This window comes from Enterococcus sp. DIV1726a (assembly GCF_051710985.1).
GTDB classification, from domain to species: domain Bacteria; phylum Bacillota; class Bacilli; order Lactobacillales; family Enterococcaceae; genus Enterococcus_B; species Enterococcus_B hirae.
The window spans coordinates 482305-502485 of sequence record NZ_JBIOLS010000001.1; the positions used below are offsets into that span (position 1 = coordinate 482305).

Genomic DNA, 20181 nt, shown 5'->3' on the forward strand with positions numbered 1-20181 from the left:
TAATGGATAAGAAATGAAAACTTGCCAAGAGGAGTAATATAAAGATGAATAAAATTTACCCAGATGACAGTTTGACGTTGCATACTGATTTATACCAAATCAACATGATGCAAACGTACTGGGAATTAGGTCGTGCGGATCTCCACGCTGTTTTTGAATGCTATTTCCGTGATATGCCATTTAACCATGGGTATGCCGTGTTTGCAGGATTAGAACGTCTTGTGGAATACTTAGAAAATTTGACGTTTAGTGAGTCAGACATCGAATACTTACGCAAAATGGACATCTACCCAGAAGGTTTTTTAACATATTTAAAAGAATTTAAATTTAAAGCTACTGTCCGCTCGGCGCGTGAAGGTGAATTAGTGTTTGCCAATGAACCGTTGATCCAAGTGGAAGGTCCGTTAGCACATTGTCAATTGATTGAAACAGCCCTACTGAATATGGTGAACTTTCAAACGTTGATCGCTACGAAGGCAGCAAGAATCAAATCAGTGATCGGCGATGATCCATTGTTAGAATTTGGTACTAGAAGAGCGCAAGAATTGGATGCTGCTGTTTGGGGAACTCGAGCTGCTTACATCGGTGGAGCAGATGCTACTAGTAATGTCAGAGCTGGGAAAATCTTTGGGATTCCTGCAAGTGGGACGCATGCGCATGCACTTGTTCAATCTTATGGAAATGATTATGAAGCGTTTATGGCTTATGCGAAAACTCATAAAGACTGCGTGTTCTTAGTTGATACTTACGACACCTTGAAATCTGGTGTGCCTAGTGCGATCCGTGTAGCAAAAGAATTAGGCAATAAAATCAATTTCCTTGGGGTTCGTATCGATAGTGGCGACATGGCGTATATTTCGAAACGTGTTCGTGAACAATTAGATGCTGCTGGTTTCACTGAGGCTAAAATTTATGCTTCAAATGATTTAGATGAAGCAACGATTTTAAATTTAAAAATGCAAAAAGCTAAAATCGACGTTTGGGGTGTAGGAACGAAATTGATTACAGCCTATGACCAACCTGCGCTTGGTGCAGTCTTCAAATTGGTTTCAATTGAAGATAAAGAGGGCAAAATGATCGATACAATCAAGCTTTCCAGCAATGCAGAAAAAGTAACAACTCCTGGCAAGAAGCAAGTGTGGCGAATCACTCGCAATTTTGATGGCAAATCAGAAGGAGACTACGTTACGCTTTGGGATGAAGATCCTAGAGAGGAAGCAGAAATTTTTATGTTTCATCCTGTGCATACCTTTATCAATAAAACGGTGCGTGACTTTACAGCTCGACCTATCTTACAAGATATTTTCGTGAAGGGCGAACGGGTCTATGAATTACCAACTTTAGATGAAATCAAAGCATATACACGTGATAACCTTGATTCACTGTGGGAAGAGTACAAACGTGACCTTAATCCACAAAAATACCCAGTTGATTTATCAACAGATTGTTGGAATCATAAAATGGCTACGATGGAACGGATGAAGAAAAACGTAGCTACTTTATACAATGAATATTAAGGAGGAAAAAGAATGAGCTTACAAGAAGAGATTATCCAAGAATTAGGTGTCAAACCAACCATTGATCCACAAGGTGAGATTCGAACTAGTATTGATTTCATGAAAGCTTATTTAAAAAAATATCCTTTCTTAAAAACCTTTGTTTTAGGAATCAGTGGGGGACAAGATTCTACGTTAGCGGGACGTTTGGCTCAATTAGCAATGGAAGAAATGCGTGAAGAAACACAAGACGATCGTTATCAATTTATCGCTGTACGCTTACCTTATGGCGAACAAGTAGACGAAGAGGATGCGAAAGCTGCAGTTGAGTTTATCCAGCCTGACGTTCGCCTACGAGTGAATATCAAACCTGCTGTCGATGCGCAAGTTGCTGAATTAGTCGCTGCAGGGATCGAAGTCAGTGACTTCAATAAAGGAAATATCAAAGCTCGTCAACGGATGATCACACAGTATGCAATTGCAGGTGGGCATGCAGGAGCAGTCCTGGGAACGGATCATGCAGCTGAAAATATTACTGGTTTCTTTACAAAGTATGGCGACGGTGGCGCCGATTTGTTACCATTATTCCGCTTGGACAAACGTCAAGGAAAACAATTATTACAAGAACTAGGGGCACCTGAGAAACTTTATACCAAAATCCCAACAGCTGATTTGGAAGATGGCAAGCCGTTGATCGCCGATGAGGTTGCTTTAGGTGTTACTTACACTGAGATTGATGATTATTTAGAAGGTAAAGAAGTTCCAACAGATGCCAAACAAAAAATTGAAGCTTGGTGGAATAAAACTCAGCATAAACGACACTTACCTATCTCAGTGTTAGATGATTTTTGGAAATAAGCCTAAAAACTTTGTTGAAGATCACACCAATGAATGAAGTAACATTGCTTGTTTTTAATGAACTCGTCATTTAGTAAAAAATAAGGTTGTCATAGTAAAGTTCAGATGGAAAAATAACCTGCTATATCCGAAAACAGCTTCTCGCATTTTCTGGATATAGCGGGTTATTTCTATTATCAAGAGAATATGAACCGCATGTTCTTTTTCAAGATTTAAGACAAAAGATTAAAAATAGCTATTCATTGGGTTTCAGTTCTATTCTGTAGTAGTACGTCAATGAAGTACTATTAATTAAGATTATAAACGCATGGAGGATTTTTTAACGCCTTTTTTATAAGTCACTACTTGAATACCATTGTTATGCTTTTACAATACGATATTGAACAGTCGACAATTTGTGAGCAATCAAATCGGACAACGAATAAAAAAAGATAAGGGTTTGCAGACAGTTCTTTACTTGTTATCTGGAAATCATTAAAATAAGGAAAGCGGTATCGAATAATAAATGAATTAAAGGAGTAACCATTTGAAAAGACATATAAAAGATAGTCTCAATCAATTGTCTGTCAAACAGAAAAATTGGTTAAAATATACATTAGTGGCGATAAGTATCGTTTTTGTCGTTGGACTAAGCAATTTGTATTTACAATGGTGTCAAAACGATCTTTCTTTTGATTTAGCTGTAAAATTTGCTTTCTCGTGGCATACGGAAAAATTTTTATTAGCTTGTTTAGTGTTATTAATGATCTTCCTTTTTTTAGTGGCAGTATTAGGTTCTTTTCTCTTTGGAACATTCTTTTATCTTGTTGGCATTGGAATATTAGGTTACGCAAACTATTTAAAAATGACCTATCGACAAGAACCGATTTATCCCGACGACCTAAAGATGATCAAAGAGTTTGGTTTATTAAAAGATATGACAGGCACAATCTCGTTTTATCTATTAGCAGGAATGATTCTATTGGTGGTAGCAGGTGGTTGCTGGGCTATCTATCGGAGTTTTAAGAAAGACAAGAAATTTCAAGCCATCCGAGTGATCACATTATTTACTACGATCTTTGCGCTAATTTATATTAGTCATTTCAATAACCCAAATAATTTATTACGTAAAGCATATAACAAAACGGCTTTGTGGATCCCTTATAGTCAAAAGATGAATTATTATAATACTGGTTTTATTGGTGGTTTCTTATACAATTTAAAAATCGATCCAATGGAAAAGCCAAAAGGGTACTCCGAAGAAAAAATCAAGGAAATTACATCACACTATCAAAAGCTGGCAGATGAAAAAAATAAAACTGCCTCAGAAGAACAACCGAATATCATTTATGTGATGAGCGAAAGTTTTTCAGATCCTAGTCGTTTGAATGGGGTGGAAATTACCGGTGATCCTTTGGCAGATTATTATGCGGTGGCTGATCAGACTTATAGCGGTCAGATGCTTTCTCAAAATTATGGTGGGGGAACAGCCAATATCGAATTTGAAGCATTAACTGGTTTTTCAATGGGACTATTCAATGCTCAATTAACAACACCCTACACAATGTTAGTACCCAAAATGAATCAATTACCTTCGATCGTTTCAACATTGAAAGATCAAAATTATCATACGACTGCGATCCATCCTTATAACACCTCGATGTACAAAAGAAAAGATGTTTACGAGGTTTTAGGTTTTGATGAATTTATTAGTGAAAATACGATGACGTATACAGACACCATTGAAGATAATCCCTACATTTCTGATGCTTCTGCTTATCAAGAAGTGATGGATCTTTTAAAAGAGGACGATACACCCCAATTTATCCATCTTGTGACGATGCAAACCCATATGCCTTATGATGGAAAATATCAGCAGCTCGAATATACAGCCAAAACAGAGGATAATAGTGGGATAAGTAGTTTAGAAAATTATCTTCAAGATATTTCGTATAGTAGCCAATCCTTAAAAGCGTTCACGGAAGAACTGAAGAAGTTATCAAGAAGAACACTAGTTGTTTTCTGGGGAGATCATTTACCAGGGATCTATTCTGACACCATTCAAAATAGTAATGAGAAACACACCTTACACGAAACACAGTTTTTGATGTTTGATAGTCAAGGAGAATTAGAAAAAACCGAAGCTCCTGTTACAAGTCCCTTTTATTTTGCTGCTGACTTGATGAATCAGACTAATCAACAGACAACTGGTTTTTATCAATTATTGTTGGCACTTCAAAATGAATTACCAGCGTTTGAGCGAGAACTATACTACCAAGAGGGGCAATGGCATCGGGAAGCACAATTAAACAAAAAACAAGCAGAACTTTATCAAGCTTATGAGATGATTCAATATGATATTGTTTCTGGAGAAAAATACAGTTTGCAAACAAATTTTTTTGAAAAATAACATATGACTTTATTACTCTGGGTAGAAAGCCTATTCAATTGTGCTAAAAAAAGGTAAAATAAAAGAGAAATAAAATCGAAAGTAGGAGAAAGAATGTTACCAAATATTGGTTATTATGTACAATCAGTCGATCGAATGGTCAAAGAGACGGAAGAGATCGGTGAACAGATGCATCCAAAATATCAAGTGATCAGAGAAGCGATTGATCAGAAAAAAACAGAAGACTTGTCTCCAGAAGAGTTAGCTGAAATCGTTCATTTGTTTGAAGAAGGAACAAAAAAATATCGTGTGATATTGAAAAAAATCAGTCAGTTGCGACCACCAGCAAAAGTAATGGGTATTCATAAAAGTTTTGAAAAAGCCTATACTTCCTACGTGGCTGGTTGTGAAGAAATGACTCAAAGTATCCAGCCAGAGTCTGGAGTTGACCATGATTTATTTGATGCTTCTGAAGAAAAACAGGATCAAGCGACAGAAAATATTTCTTCAGCCATCCAAAAAATGACAAATTTATTGTTGAAAAAATAAAACAGTATAAAGATTCATTGAAAAATAGAGTGTTTTAATTTAATTATCATATGTTTTTTATGATAAAAATCAGTCAATCACTTATTATATGAAAGTAACCTATACCAACAACAATTTTGAATTACTCGATCGAATAATTCACTTTTACCGTCAAGCCTAACCAACTTGACGGTTTTTGCTATTTACCGATCGTTTGTCTCAGTTCAACTCAATCCCTCCATATTCAAATTCAACTTATAGAGGCTGCTTTTAACAAATCGTTCACCGAAAACAATGTAGTTCAGATGAACAAATATTATACCCAGCGGAGTTTCAACACTAAGCCAAAAAACTCGAAACGTGAAAAGTTGTTTCGAGTTTTTTCTTCATGATCAAATCAAGTAGTACTTTTCCGATCATTTATTTAATTTTCAACATTTCTGACATAATCATCAAAATATTGAAGTAAATCTTGTTTTAATTTTTGATAATCTGCTTCACTATATTCTTTTTCTTCTAACTTTCCTTGGAAAAAAGGGATTTCTAACTCTTCCCGTAATCGATCCAATACTTCATCTTTGTTCATGTTACTGCTCCTTTTCAAAATAAACACAGACACATTCTGGTGCGTAGATGTCTTTTTGGCGTAATTCTAGTAAACCAGTCTCTTTATTTCGCGCGAAAAGCGTAAGATTATCGGTATTTTGATTGGCAGATAAGACATAGTCGTTCGTAGGATCTAAAGCGAAATCTCTAGGGAAATCGCCTTCAGTAGAAATAATTTGGATACATTCCAACAGTTGATCCTTTTCAGAAACTGCAAAGACTGCAATTGAGTTATGGCCACGATTGGAAGCATATACAAATCGACCATCATCTGAAATACGAATTGCAGCACCACCATTTTCTCCTTGAAAATCATCTGGTAGTGTACTAATTTTTTGTTTTTCTTCAAAGCTGCCTTGGGATTTATTATACGAAAGCACACGAACAGTACTATCAAGTTCACCAAATAGGTAAGCAATTGTTTCATTTGCAGGATGGAAGACAAGGTGGCGGGGACCAGTTCCAGGTTCTGCCACAAATTCAGAAACTATAGTTAATTTTCCTTGATCAGATACATCGTACGTATAGACCCGATCCGTTCCTAGGTCACAAACCACTAAGCGGTTGTCTGGAGTTAAATCAGTATAATGGACATGTGCATGGTCTTGATTTTTATGAGGACCAGTTGCTTCTTGATGAAAAACGGCATCAGTTGCTTCGAGACCTCCATCGTCTAGAATACGATAAACATTGACTTCACCTTTATGATAATTAGCACCATATACTAATTGACGAGATTCATCAACTGCAACGTAACATAAAGGAGCGCCTGATTCTGTTACCGCATTCAAAAAATGGAATTCTTGATCGTAAGCCCCGATCCCACCTAAACCGTCCAGACTTGTGACGTTATAAAGATTACCAGCTTCACTTTTTGCTAAGTAAGTTGGACTGTTTTCTTTTACAGCTAGCTTCAATCCTGAGACTTCTGCTTTTTCTGTATCTAATTCAATGGTATAAATTCCTTCACTCACACGTCTTGTGTACGTCCCTAAAATGATTTTTTCTTTCATTTTATCCCTCCTAGAATGTATGAAATAGGTTCCTTGTTTATTTTAGCACATTTCAAACAGGAGAGTTAAACAATGAGAATATGTTATACTGAATATAGAGTGAGCGACAGAATTTGTAACAAAGGAGAGAATAAAATGATTCATGCAACCATCAAAGAAATCGGAGAAAATGCAGTAAGTGAACAAGAACCGATCTTGATTTTATTTGATCGAACAGCAACAACTACACTACGTAACTATTCAGTGATCCAAAAGATTACTTCTACCGAAAAATTTTCATTAAAAAAAGGGGATTCACTTTTTTTTGATCAACAAGAATATCAGATTGAACATGTGGGAAGATTGGCAAATGAAAATTTAAACACAGTAGGGCATGTTACGCTGATTTTTGATCATTATTCTGAGGAAAATAGTATTGTGAACGGTCTTTACTTAACACCACATCAGTTACCTGAGATTCATGTCGGTACACAAATCAAATACAAGTAGGTGAGATTATGGAAGGAAAAAACAAGCGATCAAAACCAGTCTCTTGGTTTTGGCGATGGTTTTTAAATAATCAAGTCGTTACTGCGTTATTAGTAGTACTTTTGATCTTATTGATCGTTTTTTTATTTACTAAGGTGTCCTATCTATTTGCCCCGATCTGGCAATTCTTGGCGATCGTTGGCTTACCCATTATTTTAGCGGCAATTTTGTATTATTTGATGAATCCAGTTGTTGACTATTTGGAAAAGCGCCAAGTTCCAAGGCTCTATAGCATCATCGGGTTATTTGTATTAGTCGTGGCACTGATTGCTTGGGGAACAGTGGTAATCATTCCTAAAATCCAAGAGCAAACCGTGAGTTTTATCAATCATTTTCCTCAATATGTGGATACGATCGATAATAAATTGACAGAAATACTAAGAGATCCTCTATTCAACCAATTTAGGGAACAATTGGAAGCTACTGGCGATAAGTTCATGAGTTCAGCAGGTGATATGCTCCAAGATATTTCAAAAAGTACGGTTCAAAGTTTAGGAAGTTTTGTGGGAGCAGTTGCTACGATTATTGTTGCTTTGCTAACTATGCCGTTTATCCTTTTCTATTTATTGAAAGATGGCAAGCAACTTGCCCCTTATTTTGTGAATTTCCTACCAACACGTATGCGAAAACCAACTTTGAAAGTATTAAGTGAAATGAACGATCAAGTTTCTTCTTATATCCGTGGACAATTGACGGTGGCTTTTGCAGTAGCGATCATGTTTATGATTGGATTTGCGATCATTGGACTTGATTATGCAGTCACCTTAGGGATCATTGCCGGCTTTTTAAATTTGATTCCCTATCTAGGCTCATTTTTAGCAATGATCCCGGCCGTATTCTTAGGAATCGTGGCGGGACCGATCATGTTGATCAAAGTATTGATCGTGTTTGCTTTAGAACAAACGATTGAAGGACGATTGATTTCTCCATTAGTCTTAGGGAATCAATTGGCGATCCATCCGGTCACGATCTTATTAGTTTTATTAACTTCTGGGAAGCTGTTTGGAATCGTCGGTGTGATTTTAGGTATTCCAGTATATGCTGCAGCAAAAGTGGTTATCTCACATGTTTTTGAATGGTATACAACTATCTCTAGTTTATATGAAGAAAAACAAAGTGACTAACCAATTGTGCACTAAAAACACATGACTAAAAAAACGAAGAAAGCGAAAATAGTTTAACTATTTTCGAGATTCTTCGTTTTTTTTTTTTATTTTTTAAGAAATTTTTAGGTACTCGCTATGCAACAATCAAAGTTAGTAAAGGACTAACTTTATAGTAAACTTGCAAGTAGCTTTTATTAGAACGTTTGACCAAATGCTGCAGCTTTATCTAAAGCTGATTGCATCAATTCTTCTGCACGGTCAGGGGTATAGTCGATACCTTCAATAAATAATTGATCCACTTGATCGATACCGACAAAGTTTAAGATGCCTTTGACATATTGAGAAGCGAAGTCTTGACCGTTATAAATGCCTCCGTTGGATTGGATGTGCAAAGCTTTTTTACCAGAAACTAATCCTTCTGGTCCGTTTTCAGTATAACGGAATGTCTTGCCAGCGACATTGACGGTGTCAAACCAAGCTTTTAATTTTGTTGGGATATTCAAGTTCCATAAAGCATTTGCAATAACGATCTTGTCTGCAGCAAGAAATTGGTCGGTCAATTCATTGAAACGAGCAATTTTTTGTTGTTGACTTTCAGACAAAGTAGAGAACTCAGCACCTGCCCTAAGTGCTTCCCATCCTGAAAGTAATTCTTCATCGATTTCTGGGATATCATCACGATAAAGCTCTAAAACAGTCACTTCATCTTCCGGATGATTTTCTTTGTAACTAGTTAAAAAAGTTGTTAATGCTTTAACTGAACGTGATTCTTGTGCAGTTAATGGGTGCCCTTTTACTACTAAAACTGATGCCATAATATTCTCTCCTTTAAGCTGACTTGTTATCTAACTAACATAGCTAGTTTACTTGAAAGAGAAAAGGCTATCAAGTTTTTTTAAGGTTCGATTTTTAATTATGAATTTTTTTAGTCTTTTCATGAAAAAAACATGGAAAAGCATTGCAAAACATCTTCTTGGTGTTATAATGACATAGTGTCATGTGACAGTGTGTCATTTTAGGAAGGAGGAAAAAGATGCCTACGAAAACTTTTTTTCATCTACCAGAGGAAAAGCAGAAACGTTTATTAGAAGCAGCTAGGATTGAATTTTCCAGAGTACCATTAAAAGATGCTTCCATCACAAATATCGTGAAGATCGCAGAAATCCCTAGAGGTAGTTTTTATCAGTATTTTGAAGACAAAGAGGATCTTTACTATTATTATTTTGAAACTGTTCGACGTGATAGTTCAAAAGATATGTTCCAACTGATAAAAGATGTCGATGGGGATTTATTCGAAGGATTCGAGCTTTATTTTACTAAAATCATTCGGGAGATTTTAGTCGGGGAAAATGCTTCTTTTTATCGTAATCTTTTCATGAACTTGGACTATCGTGCTTCTCGTAAAGTCGTGCCACATACAAAAGATGATCAGCGTCATTCACATGCAAAACATCAAAAAGAGGCAAAAGAATTAATTGGATTGATTGATCGAACGACACTGAAAGTAAACGATGATCATGAACTGGAACTACTGATCCAATTGATCATGAATATCGTCTTTACTACGATTGCTCATGCCTATAAATCATTTTCAAAAAACGAAAATTACTCCGTGGATCATGCCATTAAAGAATTTAAATTAAAACTATCATGGTTGAAAGACGGCGTATATCAATAGAAAGAGGGGAATTACATGCTAAAAATCGTCAAACGGATTTCACTGACTTCAGCTATTGCAGCCACGTTGTTCATGGTTATCCAAGTTTTATCAGATCTTTATTTGCCGACGCTCACATCAAATATCATTGATAAAGGTGTAGCACGAGGTGATGTTGATTATATTTGGCAAACAGGTTTTGTTATGATCGGTTTTTCTTTGATTAGTATCATCGCAGCGATCGCAAATACCTTTTTTGCTACACGTGAGTCACAAAAATTAGGAAAGCAATTACGTACCGATGTTTATAAAAAATCTGAAAGTTTAACAAAAGATGCATTTGACAAATATGGTACAGCATCCTTGATTACCCGTACAACTAATGACGTGACACAAATCCAGATGGTTACGCAAATGTTTTTAAGAATGATGATCAATGCACCGATCACATTGGTTGGCGCAAGTTTTCTTGCTTATCAAAAAGATCATCAATTAACCAAAATTTTCTTAGTAGTAATTCCAATCATGCTAGTGGTGATCGGCGGAATCATGTTTTTTGCGGTACCACTATTCAAGAGCATGCAAAAGAAGACAGACCGTTTGAACCTAGTGTTTCGTGAAGGATTAACAGGGGTAAGGGTAATCCGAGCGTTTGATAAGACACGTTTTGAAGAAAATCGTTTTGATTTAGCAAACAAAGATTATACAAATACAGCAATTAAAGTCAACACGATCGTTGCATTGATGATGCCGATGATGACCTTGATTATGAGTGGAACAAACGTAGCAATTACTTGGTTTGGTGGACACTACATAGCAGATATGACGTTAGAAGTCGGAAACCTAATTGCATTTATGACGTATGCTATGCAAATTTTAATTAGCTTTATGATGCTTTCAGCTATTTTTATCATGGTCCCTCGAGCGCAAGCTTCTGCTGATCGGATCAATGAAGTATTAGATGAAAAAGTAGGTATCTCAGATCCTGAGAACCCAACTGAGGTGACTCCTGCAGGTAAAGCTGCCACAATCTCATTTGAACATGTCAACTACCGGTACCATGGAGCTGAGAAACTAGCGTTAGAAGATATTGATTTTTCAGCAAAATCAGGCGAAACTGTTGCGATTATTGGTGGAACTGGTTCGGGTAAATCTACTTTAGTCAACCTTATCCCACGACTATACGATGTCGAATCAGGAACAATCAAGATTGATGGTGTAAGTATTACCGATATGACTCAGTATAATTTGCGTGAATTGATGGGCTTTGTTCCACAAAAAGCCATGTTGTTCTCTGGCACGATCAGAGAAAACATGCAGTACGGCAAAGCAGATGCTACTGATGAAATGATTTGGAAAGCGTTAGAAATCGCCCAAGCCAAAGACTTCGTTTCAGAAATGGAAGAGGGCTTAGACAGTCATGTTGAACAAGGCGGAGGAAATTTTTCTGGTGGGCAAAGACAACGTTTGGCGATTGCTCGAGCATTAGTCAAACCAGCTGACATTTATGTATTTGATGATTCTTTCTCGGCTTTGGACTTTAAAACAGATGCAAAATTACGTCAAGCTTTAAAACAAAATATGAAAGAAAGTATTACGGTTTTAGTTGCACAACGAGTAAGTACAGTAATGGATGCGGATATGATCTTAGTCCTTGATGAAGGAAAACTAGTTGGCAAAGGCACACACGATGAACTTCTTAAAACGAATGAAACCTATCAGGAAATCGTTCATTCACAATTAAGAGAGGAGGATCTAGCATGAGTAAAGGAACGACCAAACCTTCTCAACGACCAATGCCTGGCGGCGGTCACGGACCCGGTCGAAACATTGGGGCAAAAGGAGAAAAACCAAAGAATTTTTGGGGCACAGTGAAACGTTTATTTGGCTATATGTCAAAACGCTCGGTTGCGATCATTGCTGTATTTGTATTAGCGATCGCAGCAGTCATTTTCCAGATCCAAACACCAAAAGTATTAGGGAGAGCAACTACTGAGATTTTTAATGGGGTGATGGCTGGAGCAAAACAAATGCAAGCGGGACAACAAATTTCTAAATTCCCAATTGATTTTGATAAAATTGCTCAAATCATCGCCACGGTTATTGTGATGTATTTGATTTCTGCAGTATTCAATTTCTTGCAACAATTTATTATGACACGAGTATCGCAACGAACAGTTTATGAGTTACGTCATGATCTAGAAGCAAAAATGAATCGTGTACCGATTTCTTATTATGATACACATACAAATGGAGACATCATGTCTCGTGCAATCAATGATATGGATAATATTGCCAGTACCCTTCAACAAAACTTAACACAGTTTGTAACAAGTGCAGTTACTTTGATCGGTGTCATCGTTATGATGCTTTCTATTAGTTGGCAATTGACGTTAGTGGCTTTACTGATGATTCCATTGAGTTTGATCGTCGTGATGATCATTGCACCCAAATCCCAAGTCTTTTTTGCAGAGCAACAAAAAAGTTTAGGTCTCTTAAACAACCAAGTAGAAGAAACTTATGGTGGTCATACGATCGTCAAAACTTTCAATCATACAGCCAAAGACCAAGAAGTTTTTGAAGAAGAAAACGATAAGTTATATGCTGCAGGGTGGAAAGCCCAGTTTATCTCTGCGATCATTATGCCTTTGATGAACTTCGTTAAAAATCTTGGCTATGTATTTGTTGCTGTATTAGGTGGGATCAAAGTTGCAAATGGGAATATGACACTTGGGGACGTTCAAGCGTTCTTACAATATACGACACAATTCTCACAGCCGATTACTCAACTTGCAAGTTTAATGAACACGATCCAGTCAACTGTTGCATCTGCGGAACGGGTTTTTGAAGTGCTGGATGAAGAGGAAATGTCTGATAAAAAATCTGGGTTACCTGTTGAAGAGAACACACCATATAAAGTTCGTTTTGAAAATGTTCAATTCGGTTATACCAAAGATCAACTATTGATGACAGATTTTAATCTGGATGTGAAACCTGGAGAAATGGTGGCAATTGTTGGTCCAACTGGTGCTGGTAAAACGACCTTGATCAACTTGTTAGAACGTTTCTATGATGTTTCTGGCGGAAGTATCCGTTATGACGGGGTAGATACGAGAGATTTATCTCGAGATAACTTACGTGCTCAATTTTCAATGGTTTTGCAAGATACATGGCTATTTACAGGTAGCATCTACGACAATATCAAATACGGAAACGATGATGCAACTGACGAACAAGTGATTGAAGCAGCCAAAGCTGCCCATGTTGATGACTTTGTTCGCAAACTTCCTGAAGGTTATCAAACGGTATTAAATGAAGATGCCAGCAACATCTCCCAAGGGCAACGACAGTTAATCACGATTGCTCGGGCATTTTTAGCTAATCCGGATGTATTGATACTTGATGAAGCAACTTCTAGTGTGGATACTCGGACAGAGATTTTGATCCAAAAAGCGATGAATCGTTTATTAGAAAATCGAACAAGTTTTGTAGTAGCTCACCGTCTGTCAACCATTCGAGATGCCGATAACATTATTGTCATGAACCATGGTTCAATTGTTGAAACAGGAAATCATGATCAATTGATGGAAAAAGATGGATTTTATGCTGATTTATATAACAGCCAGTTTTCCGAAGAAGCTGTTTCTTAACAATTCATTAATAGTAAAACGCATGGAAAGAGCATCTGAAGCGTTCCATGCGTTTTATTTATTATAATGAATGTTATTTAAAAATAATTGCAGTATTGCGTGGAAAATGCGAAAATTCTCACATTTTTTTTAATAAAAACCCATTTATTGCTTGAAAGAAATGTGAAGCATCGTTAAAATAAAGCTGGACGTAGAGGGGAGCAAGAAAAATGAAAGAATTTAAATTGGGGTCTACTACTTACCTAAAAAGTGTAGCAATCCGGGTTAAAGATAGAGATAAAATGATTGATTTTTACAAAAATACGATCGGTTTTGATTTGAAACGGGAAGAAAATGAATTAGCTATTTTAGGGACACAAGAGCAAAATAGTGAGATGCTATTGCTAGAAGAAAGTCCTAGAGCGCATGATTACATTGGGGAAATCAAAAAACTGAAACGTTTTTCATTGATTATTCCAACGGTAGCAGAAATGGCTGATATCCTTTCCCGTATCCGTAAAACAAACTATCCAATTGAAGATGCGTTAGAAGATCAAGGGCGCATGGGGATCTTACTTAAGGATCCAGAAGGTAACGAATTAGAAATTTATCACGAAGAGGACAATGTTCAAGAACGAAATCAACCAGAAGCAATGGATCAAGAGTCATTATTACGTAAGTCAGAAGAGCGTTACAAAAAATTATCCGCTAATTCTTACTTTGAAAAAATCCATTTAAACGTTTTTGATAGCGAAGAAGAACGCCGTTTTTTAAGTGATTTACTGGGACTAAAAGTTCGGGAAGAAAAGAACGGATTACATGTTTTAAATGAAGGGAACTTCCATGTAGGAATCTCAGAAGCAAATAGTGAGGCATTAGCATTGCCGACTCATGAAGTATTAGGTTTAGATTTCTTGAAATTCGTGATTGATCAAGAAAGCATGGAACAGTTGATTCAGCATTTAAATGAAGCTGCAGTTGACTTCTTTATCGATCAAAGACATACTGTGTTAACAATTTATGATGCGATTGGTATCGAATGGTGGTTTGTGATCGATACAAAAAAAGCCAAAAAATAAAGCGAAGACAAATAATTGAATAGGTAGAAATAGCTCCTAACGATTTGATGTTTAGGGGCTTTTGCTTCTGTCCATTGTTGGCAAAGCGCATCACAAGCAACAACGGAAATCGAAAGCTGATTTTTTGTTCAATATATAAAGAGATACCAGAAACAACTCTTCAACTAAAGAAGTTTCTCTAAGATACAAGAGGATAGAAGAAAAGTTGATTTAAAAAATTTTCTTATTGTCATTGGAGCTGACCGCTTCTTTCACAACCTAATCCACGGTGTTCAAAGAGCTGCCCTTCGGTAATAAGTCAAAAAATATCAAAACATGGAAAGCTGTTTCGAAATTTTCCTCCTTATTACTCAGGGCAAAACGCTCTTTTCACGACCTTTATCCACGGCGTTCAAACATCAGCTCCTTGAAATAAGCCTGAATTTTTCAAAACATGAGGAGCTGTTTCAAAAAATTCTTTCTTATTGTCATCGGAGCTACCCGATGTTTTCACGACCTTACCCACGGCGTTCAAGAAGCAACTCCTCAGCAATAAGCGATGATTTTCTAAAATATGAGAAGCTATTTTAAAAAATCCTCTCTTATTCGTTCGGAGCTAATCGCTTCTTTCACGACCTTTATCTACTTGCATCCTCTTAGAGAAAGCTATATGATTTGACTTAGCATGATGAACAAAAATTGATTTCTTCGACAGAGAAGGAGAATAAAATGTACCCAGAAACGAAACAGTTGATTTTAAATAAACTTGAAGAAGGTTATTATCCTGGTGTTGTTGGTGCGTTTATTAAGCATAAGCATGTTGAAACTTTTTCAGCAGGTCATGCACAGATCGTACCTGAAACCCAACCAATGACAGCAGATCTATTATTTGATGTGGCTTCTTTAACAAAAGTGATCGCTACCACCAGTCTAGTGTTACGCTTGTGGGAAGATGGTAAAATCGACTTAGACAAACCGTTACACCATTATTTACCGGCTTTTGAAAATGAAACAATCACGATACGACATTTACTGACTCATACATCAAATATTGAAACTTGGATTCCTAATCGAGATCAACTCTCTCAAGAACAGCTGATCGAAGCCTATTTAAAGCTTCAACCTGGTGATCAGTTAGGGAAATTAGTGAAATATACAGATGCAGGCACGATTTTATTAGGATTGATGCTTGAAGAGATTTTCCAAGAGCCAGCCACAGAATTATTTGAAGAACAAGTATTAGCGCCTTTAGGGATGATGCACAGTACGTTTTTACCTTATCCTTCTAAAAGAATTGTTCCCACACAACAACTCGCTTCAGGTGAGGTTTTGCGGGGCGTTACACATGATCCTAAAGCGAGAGTACTCGCTGAGCATGCAGGAAATGCTGGGTTGTTTCTTGATTTAGAGGACAGTATTACCTTTGTAAAAATGTATTTGAATTTAGGGAAAGCTGAAAATGGGCGTTTTTTAGAAGAACAAACGATTCGCTCACTTTTACAAGATCATACGCCAACGAAAAAAGGCAATCGTTCCTTAGGATGGGATTTAAAAAAAGGATTAGAACAACAGCAACCAATTCTTTTTCATACTGGTTATACGGGCACGTTCTTACTAATTGACATTATTGAACAAGAAGCATTTATTTTCTTATCAAACCGTATCCATCCAACGGATCATCGTGAAGCTTATATTCGTTGTCGTGATGAAATTGTTGAAAAATTTTTGAAAGAGAAAGCGTTATTAAAAAAATGATGCTATAATAACTATGAACATTGAGAGGAGTTTGAACTATGCAAGAACCTATGTTTTTAAAACCAATTTTTCAAGAAAAAATTTGGGGAGGCAGCCGTTTAAGATCAGTATTTGGATTTGATATACCTAATGATAAAATCGGTGAAGATTGGGCGATCAGCGCACATCCACATGGTGTAAGTGTCGTTGAAAACGGTGAATACCAAGGACAAAAATTAGACGAGTTATGGCAAAACCACAAGGAATTGTTTGGCAACCCAACTGAGCCTGTCTTTCCATTATTAATTAAAATCTTAGATGCAGAAGATGAATTATCAGTACAAGTCCATCCAGATGATGCTTATGGAATGAAGCACGAAGGTGAGTTAGGAAAAACAGAATGTTGGTATATCATTGATGCTGAACCTGGAGCAGAAATCATTTATGGCCATCATGCAAAAACAAGAGAAGAACTTGCTGAGATGATCCAAGAGGGTCGTTGGGATGACTTGTTGAAAAAAGTCCCAGTTAAAAAAGGCGACTTTTTCTATGTCCCTAGTGGAACGATCCATGCAATTGGTAAAGGGATCATGATTTTAGAAACGCAACAAAGCTCGGACACGACTTATCGTGTATATGATTATGACCGTAAAGATGCCAATGGCAATACGCGTGAATTGCATATCCAACAATCAATTGATGTGACAACTGTTCCAGCTATTACGCCACAGATTCAAATGAAAGAAGTACGTAAAGGGAATTCTTCGATCGTTACGTATTTAGAGACCGAGTTTTTTAATGTTTATGAATGGGATATCAAAGGAATTACATCATTTAAAAAACAAGCACCTTATACATTAGCGACAGTAATCGATGGAGCAGGAGAGTTAGTTGTTAATGAAAAAATTTACCCATTAACTAAAGGGGCAAGTTTTATTTTACCAAATGATGTGACAGAATGGACGGTTCAAGGAGAGTTATCAATCATTGCCTCTGAACCAGGTAAAGCATCGAAATAAAGAATCAGTGATTTATTAGTTAACTTTGCAGATGGTTATTTTTTCTGATTGGTGTTGTGAAATAAAAAAAACTGAGCCTTGTGTTGTGAATGTCTTAAGTTAGACCAAGATCTAACTGAAGCAAGTCAGCACAAGTGTTCAGCTTTTTTGTTTTAGAATGCTGGTAAAAATGAAGCTGCTGATTGCTAATAAAAAATTAGGAAAAATAGGTTCTTGAAATAGCTTTCAATCTGTGGTATATTTTCGGTGTAGAGTTAAAACGTTTTAATTATTGATGAATGGCGTTTGATTCAATTAATACGTAATATGGAGTGATGAAGGAATGAACACTGTAACAGTTATCGGTAGCATTAATTTAGATCGGACCATCCGAGTCAAACATATGCCTAAGCCAGGAGAAACGATACACACGAAAGAAACATTTTCAGCTGGCGGAGGAAAAGGAGCAAACCAAGCAGTTGCTGCAAGACGTTCAGAAGCTACTACTCATTTTATTGGAGCGATTGGTACCGATGAAGCTGGCAAAACAATGGCTGAGCTTTTAGAACAAGAAGAAATCAATTTACAAGGTGTAGCAACTCTTGAAAACCAAGCGACTGGTCAAGCTTACATCATCGTTGATGATGCTGGGGAAAATAGTATTATGATCCATGCCGGAGCGAACAATGCGTTTACACCAGAACAAGTTAGACAAAACAAAGCGATCATCGAAAAAAGTGATTTTATCATCGCACAGTTTGAAAGCGCTATAGAAAGTACGATTGAAGCTTTTAACCTAGCAAAAGAAGTTGGAGTAAAAACAATTTTGAATCCTGCCCCAGCATTAGAAAATGTGCCTGAAGAGTTATTGAAAGTAACAGATATGATTATTCCTAATGAAACAGAAACAGAAATTTTAACAGGGATTTCGATTACGGACGAAGAAAGCTTAAAACAGGCTGCAGCTCACTTACATCAATTAGGAATCGAAGTTGTAATTATCACGATCGGAAGTAAAGGCGCATTTTACTCGATTAAAAACAGCAAAAATGGGATCGTGCCAGCGTTCAAAGTGAATGCAGTCGATACGACAGCTGCAGGTGATACATTCATTGGTGCGATGAGTAGCATGTTAGCAACTGATTTTAGTAATTTAGAGGAAGCAATTACCTATGGAAATAAAGCTTCTTCTTTGACTGTTCAACGTTTTGGCGCACAACCTTCTATTCCATATAAACAAGAATTGAATTAAGAAAGGACGTTTTTATTATGAAAAAATCAAAAGTAATCAATTCAGATATCTCTCGTGTAATCGCACAAATGGGACATTTTGACACATTAAGTATCGGTGATGCAGGTATGCCCGTGCCGATGACAACTGAAAAAATCGATTTGGCTGTAGATAATGGTATTCCAAGCTTTATGGAAGTCTTGAACAATGTGCTTGAAGAGTTAGAAGTTCAACGTATTTATTTAGCTGAAGAAATCAAGTCAGAAAACCCTAAAGTATTATCGGAAATTCAACAACGGCTACCTGAAACACCTATTACTTTTATCCCTCATAGTAAAATGAAAGCTGATTTGAATCAGTGTCATGCGTTTATTCGCACGGGGGAAATGACACCTTATGCTAATATTATTTTAGAAAGCGGCGTCGTTTTTTAAAAAAGAAGGAGGAATAGTCTACCATGAATACTACCGCGCTTTTAATTGGCTTAGGCCCACTACTTGGTTGGGGGTTATATCCTACGATCGCATCTAAGATCGGGGGACGTCCGGTCAATCAAATTTTAGGTTCAACATTAGGAACATTGATTTTTGCAATTGTTTTTGCTTTATATAAAGGAATGGAGTTACCAACAGGATCTGACCTGACTTTTTCAATCTTATCTGGTGTTGGTTGGGCAATCGCCCAAATCATTACATTCCAATCCTTTACCTTGATTGGTTCTTCTCGTGCAATGCCTATTACTACTGCTTTTCAATTATTAGGGGCTTCATTGTGGGGCGTGTTTGCTTTAGGAAATTGGCCTGGCGCTACTGCGAAAGTCTTGGGTGCCTTTGCTTTAGTTTTGATTATTTTAGGTGCTTGGATGACTGTTTGGACTGAAAAGAAAAATACAGAAGGCAGTAACTTATTGAAAAAAGCGGTCCTTTTGTTAGCAGTAGGTGAAATCGGCTACTGGGCTTATTCCGCAGCTCCTCAAGCAACTTCAATTGATGGAATGCATGCCTTTTTACCTCAAGCAATTGGTATGGTAATCGTTGCTGTTGTTTATTCAGCTGTTTTAAGTTTTAAAGAAAAATCAGCGTTTGTCGAAGTTGTCTCTTATAAACATATTTTTTCAGGATTTTTCTTTGCCTTCGCTGCTTTAACTTATTTAATTTCAGCTCAACCAGATATGAATGGGTTAGCAACAGGGTTTATTCTTTCTCAAACATCCGTAGTATTAGCGACACTGACTGGTATTTGGTTCCTAGGACAAAAGAAAACCAAGAAAGAAATGACTGTTACAGTTATTGGACTAGTCTTGATTTTAGCTGCTGCTACGATCACTGTAATGATCTAACTCTTCCCCAAAACAAAATAAGCTGAACTGAA

At 36.8% G+C, this 20181-nt stretch carries 18 protein-coding genes; 15 read left to right on the forward strand and 3 right to left on the reverse strand.

Translation table 11 applies throughout. The features are described from left to right. Positions 1-44 precede the first annotated feature (44 nt). The 4 genes from IGJ27_RS02215 (at position 45) to IGJ27_RS02230 (ending at position 5271) form a co-directional block, all read left to right on the forward strand. Positions 45-1517 carry a nicotinate phosphoribosyltransferase gene (locus tag IGJ27_RS02215; RefSeq protein ID WP_010738428.1) on the forward strand — a complete coding sequence of 491 codons (1473 nt, stop codon included), beginning with the start codon at positions 45-47 and terminating at the stop codon, positions 1515-1517. Between the two features lie 12 nt (positions 1518-1529). Continuing rightward, positions 1530-2354 (forward strand): ammonia-dependent NAD(+) synthetase, encoded by an 825-nt coding sequence (nadE, locus tag IGJ27_RS02220; protein ID WP_010720037.1) that lies wholly within the window; start codon positions 1530-1532, stop codon positions 2352-2354. Between the two features lie 538 nt (positions 2355-2892). Next, a complete protein-coding gene (locus IGJ27_RS02225; RefSeq protein WP_178306425.1) occupies positions 2893-4743 on the forward strand; it encodes an LTA synthase family protein in 1851 nt (616 codons plus the stop codon). Between the two features lie 93 nt (positions 4744-4836). Beyond that, on the forward strand, positions 4837-5271 hold the full coding sequence (locus IGJ27_RS02230; RefSeq protein ID WP_010738426.1) for a hypothetical protein: 435 nt from the start codon (positions 4837-4839) through the stop codon (positions 5269-5271). Between the two features lie 403 nt (positions 5272-5674). Here IGJ27_RS02230 and IGJ27_RS02235 read toward each other — a convergent pair whose 3' ends face one another. Further along, entirely contained in the window at positions 5675-5836 is a 162-nt protein-coding gene (locus tag IGJ27_RS02235; RefSeq protein ID WP_010720034.1) for a hypothetical protein, read from the reverse strand. A 1-nt stretch (position 5837) separates the two neighbouring features. Further along, positions 5838-6869: a lactonase family protein gene (locus tag IGJ27_RS02240; RefSeq protein WP_010738424.1), complete on the reverse strand. Its 1032-nt coding sequence runs from the start codon at positions 6867-6869 to the stop codon at positions 5838-5840. A gap of 135 nt (positions 6870-7004) precedes the next feature. Here IGJ27_RS02240 and IGJ27_RS02245 point away from each other — a divergent pair, with 135 nt between their 5' ends. Then, complete coding sequence (locus IGJ27_RS02245; protein WP_034699568.1) at positions 7005-7358, forward strand: PTS glucitol/sorbitol transporter subunit IIA; 354 nt, start codon at positions 7005-7007, stop codon at positions 7356-7358. An 8-nt stretch (positions 7359-7366) separates the two neighbouring features. Further along, complete coding sequence (locus IGJ27_RS02250) at positions 7367-8521, forward strand: AI-2E family transporter (protein ID WP_010720031.1); 1155 nt, start codon at positions 7367-7369, stop codon at positions 8519-8521. 176 nt (positions 8522-8697) lie between these two features. On the opposite strand, the gene IGJ27_RS02255 is transcribed toward IGJ27_RS02250, so the two are convergent. Continuing rightward, positions 8698-9318, reverse strand: coding sequence for an NAD(P)H-dependent oxidoreductase (locus IGJ27_RS02255; RefSeq protein WP_010720030.1), 621 nt, complete (start codon positions 9316-9318; stop codon positions 8698-8700). A gap of 218 nt (positions 9319-9536) precedes the next feature. On the opposite strand from IGJ27_RS02255, the gene IGJ27_RS02260 reads away from it, so the two are divergent. From IGJ27_RS02260 to rbsU, 9 genes are all read left to right on the forward strand, one after another. Beyond that, entirely contained in the window at positions 9537-10181 is a 645-nt protein-coding gene (locus IGJ27_RS02260; RefSeq protein ID WP_438791684.1) for a TetR/AcrR family transcriptional regulator, read from the forward strand. 15 nt (positions 10182-10196) lie between these two features. Then, positions 10197-11924, forward strand: coding sequence for an ABC transporter ATP-binding protein (locus IGJ27_RS02265; RefSeq protein WP_034699574.1), 1728 nt, complete (start codon positions 10197-10199; stop codon positions 11922-11924). Beyond that, positions 11921-13810 carry an ABC transporter ATP-binding protein gene (locus IGJ27_RS02270; protein WP_126344638.1) on the forward strand — a complete coding sequence of 630 codons (1890 nt, stop codon included), beginning with the start codon at positions 11921-11923 and terminating at the stop codon, positions 13808-13810. The genes IGJ27_RS02265 and IGJ27_RS02270 overlap by 4 nt, the downstream gene beginning before the upstream one ends. A 209-nt stretch (positions 13811-14019) precedes the next feature. Continuing rightward, the gene (locus tag IGJ27_RS02275; RefSeq protein ID WP_161652253.1) at positions 14020-14868 is read left to right on the forward strand and encodes a VOC family protein; all 849 of its coding nucleotides are present in this window, start codon (positions 14020-14022) and stop codon (positions 14866-14868) included. A 708-nt stretch (positions 14869-15576) separates the two neighbouring features. After that, positions 15577-16602, forward strand: coding sequence for a serine hydrolase domain-containing protein (locus IGJ27_RS02280; protein ID WP_010720025.1), 1026 nt, complete (start codon positions 15577-15579; stop codon positions 16600-16602). Positions 16603-16640: 38 nt separating this feature from the next. Further along, positions 16641-17600, forward strand: coding sequence for a mannose-6-phosphate isomerase, class I (manA, locus tag IGJ27_RS02285; protein WP_438791685.1), 960 nt, complete (start codon positions 16641-16643; stop codon positions 17598-17600). 322 nt (positions 17601-17922) lie between these two features. Then, positions 17923-18831 (forward strand): ribokinase, encoded by a 909-nt coding sequence (gene rbsK, locus IGJ27_RS02290; RefSeq protein WP_010720023.1) that lies wholly within the window; start codon positions 17923-17925, stop codon positions 18829-18831. A 17-nt stretch (positions 18832-18848) separates the two neighbouring features. Beyond that, positions 18849-19244 (forward strand): D-ribose pyranase, encoded by a 396-nt coding sequence (gene rbsD, locus IGJ27_RS02295; RefSeq protein ID WP_010720022.1) that lies wholly within the window; start codon positions 18849-18851, stop codon positions 19242-19244. 23 nt (positions 19245-19267) lie between these two features. Continuing rightward, positions 19268-20149, forward strand: coding sequence for a ribose/proton symporter RbsU (gene rbsU / locus IGJ27_RS02300; protein WP_010720021.1), 882 nt, complete (start codon positions 19268-19270; stop codon positions 20147-20149). The last annotated feature ends 32 nt before the right edge of the window (positions 20150-20181 follow it).

Excerpts from the sequence above, each read along its gene's own strand:
- IGJ27_RS02265 (WP_034699574.1), top strand. The coding sequence starts at position 10,197 with ATGCTAAAAATCGTCAAACGGATTTCACTGACTTCAGCTATTGCAGCC.
- IGJ27_RS02240 (WP_010738424.1), bottom strand. The coding sequence starts at position 6,869 with ATGAAAGAAAAAATCATTTTAGGGACGTACACAAGACGTGTGAGTGAA.
- IGJ27_RS02250 (WP_010720031.1), top strand. The coding sequence starts at position 7,367 with ATGGAAGGAAAAAACAAGCGATCAAAACCAGTCTCTTGGTTTTGGCGA.
- IGJ27_RS02270 (WP_126344638.1), top strand. The coding sequence starts at position 11,921 with ATGAGTAAAGGAACGACCAAACCTTCTCAACGACCAATGCCTGGCGGC.
- IGJ27_RS02230 (WP_010738426.1), top strand. The coding sequence starts at position 4,837 with ATGTTACCAAATATTGGTTATTATGTACAATCAGTCGATCGAATGGTC.
- IGJ27_RS02215 (WP_010738428.1), top strand. The coding sequence starts at position 45 with ATGAATAAAATTTACCCAGATGACAGTTTGACGTTGCATACTGATTTA.
- IGJ27_RS02255 (WP_010720030.1), bottom strand. The coding sequence starts at position 9,318 with ATGGCATCAGTTTTAGTAGTAAAAGGGCACCCATTAACTGCACAAGAA.
- nadE (WP_010720037.1), top strand. The coding sequence starts at position 1,530 with ATGAGCTTACAAGAAGAGATTATCCAAGAATTAGGTGTCAAACCAACC.
- IGJ27_RS02280 (WP_010720025.1), top strand. The coding sequence starts at position 15,577 with ATGTACCCAGAAACGAAACAGTTGATTTTAAATAAACTTGAAGAAGGT.
- manA (WP_438791685.1), top strand. The coding sequence starts at position 16,641 with ATGCAAGAACCTATGTTTTTAAAACCAATTTTTCAAGAAAAAATTTGG.
- rbsK (WP_010720023.1), top strand. The coding sequence starts at position 17,923 with ATGAACACTGTAACAGTTATCGGTAGCATTAATTTAGATCGGACCATC.
- IGJ27_RS02275 (WP_161652253.1), top strand. The coding sequence starts at position 14,020 with ATGAAAGAATTTAAATTGGGGTCTACTACTTACCTAAAAAGTGTAGCA.
- IGJ27_RS02260 (WP_438791684.1), top strand. The coding sequence starts at position 9,537 with ATGCCTACGAAAACTTTTTTTCATCTACCAGAGGAAAAGCAGAAACGT.
- IGJ27_RS02245 (WP_034699568.1), top strand. The coding sequence starts at position 7,005 with ATGATTCATGCAACCATCAAAGAAATCGGAGAAAATGCAGTAAGTGAA.
- rbsU (WP_010720021.1), top strand. The coding sequence starts at position 19,268 with ATGAATACTACCGCGCTTTTAATTGGCTTAGGCCCACTACTTGGTTGG.
- IGJ27_RS02235 (WP_010720034.1), bottom strand. The coding sequence starts at position 5,836 with ATGAACAAAGATGAAGTATTGGATCGATTACGGGAAGAGTTAGAAATC.
- rbsD (WP_010720022.1), top strand. The coding sequence starts at position 18,849 with ATGAAAAAATCAAAAGTAATCAATTCAGATATCTCTCGTGTAATCGCA.